Annotated in this window: 4 protein-coding genes; all 4 read right to left on the reverse strand. The window is 64.5% G+C overall.

All coding sequences use genetic code 11. The features are described 5' to 3' along the window. A partial coding sequence (locus AC1D1P_RS14985) for a BMP family ABC transporter substrate-binding protein (protein WP_477673528.1) occupies positions 1 to 966 on the reverse strand: 966 nt, incomplete at its 3' end. A 100-nt stretch (positions 967 to 1,066) separates the two neighbouring features. Then, positions 1,067 to 1,987, reverse strand: a complete 921-nt coding sequence (locus AC1D1P_RS14990; RefSeq protein WP_477673529.1) for an ABC transporter permease — start codon at positions 1,985 to 1,987, stop codon at positions 1,067 to 1,069. After that, on the reverse strand, positions 1,987 to 3,096 hold the full coding sequence (locus AC1D1P_RS14995; protein ID WP_477673530.1) for an ABC transporter permease: 1,110 nt from the start codon (positions 3,094 to 3,096) through the stop codon (positions 1,987 to 1,989). The genes AC1D1P_RS14990 and AC1D1P_RS14995 overlap by 1 nt, the downstream gene beginning before the upstream one ends. Then, positions 3,093 to 4,535 (reverse strand): ABC transporter ATP-binding protein (locus AC1D1P_RS15000; RefSeq protein ID WP_477673531.1); only part of this gene is annotated, 1,443 nt, incomplete at its 5' end. The genes AC1D1P_RS14995 and AC1D1P_RS15000, both read right to left, overlap by 4 nt.

Here is a 4,535-nt window from a genome sequence, read left to right on the forward strand (position 1 = left end):
GTCCGGCACATCGGCGGCAATCGACACGATGTCGATGGCGCCTTCCTTGACGCCCCACCAGGAAGCCGCGTTGCCGGTCCACTTGCCTTCAAGCGCCTCACCCACGGACTTCACGTAATACGGGCCCCAGTTGATGATGGCAGATGCCAGGTGGGCCTTGGGGCCGTAGGCGGTCATGTCCGAATCCCAGCCGAAAGCGCGTTTGCCCATTTTTTCGGCGGTCTGCAGCACGGCGGACGAATCAGTGTTCTGGAACAGCACGTCGGCGCCGCCGTTGATGAGCGCCGTGGCCGCCTCGGTTTCCTTGGGTGGGTTGAACCATTCATTGACCCACACCACCTTGGTCTTGACCTTGGGGTTGACCGACTGCGCGCCCAGCGTGAAGCTGTTGATGTTGCGCACCACCTCAGGAATCGGCACCGAACCGACCACGCCCAGCGTGCCGGTCTTGCTCATCTTGCCGGCGATCACGCCGGCCATGTAGGCACCTTCGTAGGTGCGGCTGTCATAGGTGCGCATGTTCTCGGCCTGCTTGTAGCCGGTGGCGTGCTCGAACTTCACGTCCTTGGTGTCGCCCGCCACCTTGAGCATGGGCTCCATGTAGCCGAAAGTGGTGCCGAAGATCAGCTTGTTGCCCTGGGCCGCCATGTCGCGGATCACGCGCTCGGCGTCGGCCGACTCGGGCACTTTTTCGACGAAGCTGGTGACGACCTTGTCGCCATAGGCTTTCTCCACGGCCTTGCGGCCRTTGTCGTGCGCGAAGGTCCAGCCGCCGTCGCCCACCGGGCCGACATAGGCAAATGCGATTTTCAGGGGCTCGACCTTGGCAGGTGCGGCGGCCGCCGGCGCGGGCGCGGCAGGCGCCGCTGCCGGCTCTTCCTTCTTGCCGCAGCCCATCAAGGCTGCGGCAGCCACGGCCGACAGGGCCGCCAGCTTGAGCAGGGAACGTTTTTGCAGGTCAGTCATGTGAACTCGCTTTCGTTTTTAGGAAATGACATTGAAATGAAAAGTGAAACGGGAAGGCGAAAAAAAAGCAATTATGCGGCGGATCGACCTTAAAACACCATCAGGCCCCCGGGTAAAACGGCTTGCCGATGGAACTGGGCATGTTGACGCGAATCCACAGCGGGTTGCGCGAGATCAGGACTAGCACCACGATGGTGGACAGGTAGGGCAGCATGCTCAGGAACTGTGTGGGCATATTGACGCCCAGGCTCTGCAGGTGAAACTGCAGCATGGTCACGCCACCGAACAGGTAAGCTCCAAGCAACACCCGTGCCGGGCGCCAGGTAGCAAAGGTGGTGAGCGCCAGCGCGATCCAGCCCTTGCCGGCGATCATGCCCTCCACCCACAGCGGCGTGTAGACCACCGACACATAGGCGCCCGCGAGCCCGCACAGCGCGCCGCCGGCCACCACGGCCGCCAGCCGGATGCGCCGCACCGGGTAGCCCAGCGCATGCGCCGACTCAGGGCTTTCACCCACCGAGCGCAACACCAGGCCGGCGCGCGTGCGGTACAAAAACCAGATCAACCCGGCCGTCAGCGCCATCGCGATGTAAACCATGGGGTGCTGGCGGAACAGCGCCGGACCCACCAGGGGGATGTCGGCCAGGAAAGGAATCGGGTACTGCGACTGTTCGGGCAACTTCTCTTGCACATACTTGATACCAGCAAAGGCCGAAAAACCCGCGCCGAACAGGCTGAGCGCCAGGCCTGTGGCGTACTGGTTGGTGTTGAGCCAGATCACCAGCACACCGAAAACCGCGGCCAGGAACGCGCCTGCCGCCATGCCGGCCGCAAAGCCCAGCCAGCTGTTGCCGGTGTGCACCACGGTGGCAAAGCCGGCAATGGCGGCGCACAGCATCATGCCTTCGGCGCCCAGATTGACGATGCCGGCCTTCTCGTTGATCAGCAGGCCGAGCGCGGCAATGGCCAGCACGGTTCCCGCGCTGAGTGTGGCGGCGATGAGCAATGCGGTGGAGTCCATCAGCCGGCTCCTTTCACAAGGTCGGTGGAAGGAGGCGTGGCCACCGGCACGGGGATGGGCCTGGCCAGCCTGAGTCTGTAGGCGATCAAGGTATCGCAAGCCAGCAGGCTGAAAAGCAGCAAGCCCTGGAACACGCCGGTGATGGACTTGGGCAGCCCCAGGCGCGACTGCGCGAGCTCGCCGCCAATGTAGAACATGCTCATCAGGATGGCCGAGAACACCACGCCCACCGGGTGCAGCCGTCCGACGAAAGCGACGATGATGGCCGCAAAGCCGTAACCGGCCGGCACATAGGGCGTGAGCTGGCCAATGGGGCCGGCCACCTCCAGCGCGCCGGCCAGGCCTGCCGCGGCGCCCGATGTCAGCAGCGCCAGCCACAACGCGCGGCGCGACGAGAAGCCGGCGTAGCGCGCAGCAGCGGGCGCCAGGCCGCTGACTTCATGCCGGAAACCCGCGTGTGTGCGGAACATGAACAGCCACAGCCCCGCCACGCCCAGCAGTGCGAGCACGATGCCGATGTTCACGCGCGAGCCCTGCATCAGCCGCGGAATCTGCGTCACGGCCTCAAAAGTCCTGGTTTGCGGAAAGTTGTAGCCGTTGGGATCTTTCCAGGGACCGAAGACGAGGTAGTTCAGCACCATCTCCGCCACATAGACCAGCATCAGGCTGACCAGGATTTCATTGGCATTGAAGCGGTCTCGCAGCAAGGCGGTGATGCCGGCCCACACCATGCCGCCCGCAAGGCCTGCCAGCAGGATGACCGGAACGATCCAGGGACCGGTGGTTTTTTCAGCCAGCAGCGCCACGCCGCCTGCGGCGATCGCACCCATGACGAACTGGCCTTCGGCGCCAATGTTCCAGACATTGGAGCGAAAACACACCGCGAGACCCAGCGCGATGATGAGCAGCGGCGTGGCCTTGACCAGCAGTTCGCCGATGGCATAAGGCGACTTGATGGGTTCCCAGAAAAACACCTGCAGGCCCTTGACCGGGTCTTTACCCAGCGCCACAAAGAGCGCCACACCGATCAGCACGGTGATCAGCAGGGCCAGCACCGGAGAGGCATAGCTCCAGAAGGAAGACGGCTGGGGACGGATTTCGAGCTTCATGCCGAGGCCTCCGCCGTGGTTTGTGTTGTTTCTGTTGGGTGCGTGCCGGGCGCCCAGAGCCCGCTCATCCACTGCCCCACCAGTTCCACCGTGGCGTCGGCGCGAGGCAGCGAAGGCGAGAGCTGACCCTTGGCCATCACATAGAGCCGATCGCAGATGTCGAACAGTTCCTCGAGTTCTTCGCTCACCACCAGCACCGCGCAGCCGGCATCGCGCAACTTGAGCAGCTCGCCGCGTATCTGGGTGGCCGCACCCACGTCAACCCCCCAGGTCGGCTGCGAGACGATCAGGAGTTCAGGCCGGGCATCAATCTCGCGGCCCATGATGAATTTTTGCAGGTTGCCGCCCGAAAGGGATTTGGCCACTGCCTGCGGCCCGCCGGACTTGACCTTGTACTCGGCAATGATGCGGGCGGCCTGCGCCTGCAACGCGCCGCGGTCGAGCCAGCCGCTTTTGCCGACGGCCTCCTTGCGCGTGAGCAAGAGGTTGCGCGCCAGCGAAAGCGACGGTACGGCGCCGCGGCCCAGGCGTTCTTCAGGCACAAAGTGCAGGCCCAGTGCGCGCCGGCCACCCGGCCCGAGCTTGCCCACCGGCTGGCCTTTCACCGCCACCGCATCGGCCGCGGCGCGGGTGTCTTCGCCCGACAGCGCATAGAGCAGTTCCTTCTGGCCGTTGCCCGACACCCCGGCGATGCCGACCACCTCGCCGGACCGCACTTGCAGCGCGACCTGGTGCAGGTCAACGCCGAACTGCTCTTCTTTGGGCAAGTCGAGCTGTTTCACCTCTAACACCACGGCACCGGTGCGCACCGCCCGGTGTTCCAGCGCGGGCGGCTCGGCGCCAATCATCAAGCGGCTCAGCGAGGCATTGGATTCCTGCCGCGGATCGCAAAAGCCGGAAACCTTGCCGCCGCGCAGCACCGTGCAGGCGGTGCACAGCGCGCGGATTTCATGCAGCTTGTGGCTGATGTACAAAATACTGCAGCCCTGCGCCGCCAGCGTCCGCAGCGTGACAAACAGGTTCTCGACCGCCTGGGGCGTCAGCACCGAGGTGGGCTCGTCCAGGATCAGCAGCCGTGGATGCGTAAGCAACGCCCTGACAATCTCCACCCGCTGGCGCTCGCCCACGCTCAGGGTGTGCACGGGACGTGTCGGGTCCAGCTGCAGGCCATAGGCTTGCGTCGTCTGCATGATGCGCTGCGAGACTTCCGCCAGCGTGAGGTGCTTGTCCAGCCCCAACCAGACGTTTTCGGCCACCGTCAATGTGTCGAACAGGCTGAAGTGTTGAAACACCATGCTGATGCCCAGCGCCCGCGCCTCGTGCGGGTTGCGCACCACGACCGGTTTGCCGTCCATCGCCACGCTGCCGGCGTCGGGCTTGACCGAGCCGTAAATGATCTTCATCAGTGTGGATTTGCCCGCGCCGTTTTCACCCAGCAC

This window comes from Polaromonas sp. P1_E1_2, assembly GCF_056406035.1.

Bases quoted from the DNA above. Each gene is read 5' to 3' on its own strand.
- AC1D1P_RS14990 (WP_477673529.1), bottom strand. From the start codon at position 1,987: ATGGACTCCACCGCATTGCTCATCGCCGCCACACTCAGCGCGGGAACC.
- AC1D1P_RS14995 (WP_477673530.1), bottom strand. From the start codon at position 3,096: ATGAAGCTCGAAATCCGTCCCCAGCCGTCTTCCTTCTGGAGCTATGCC.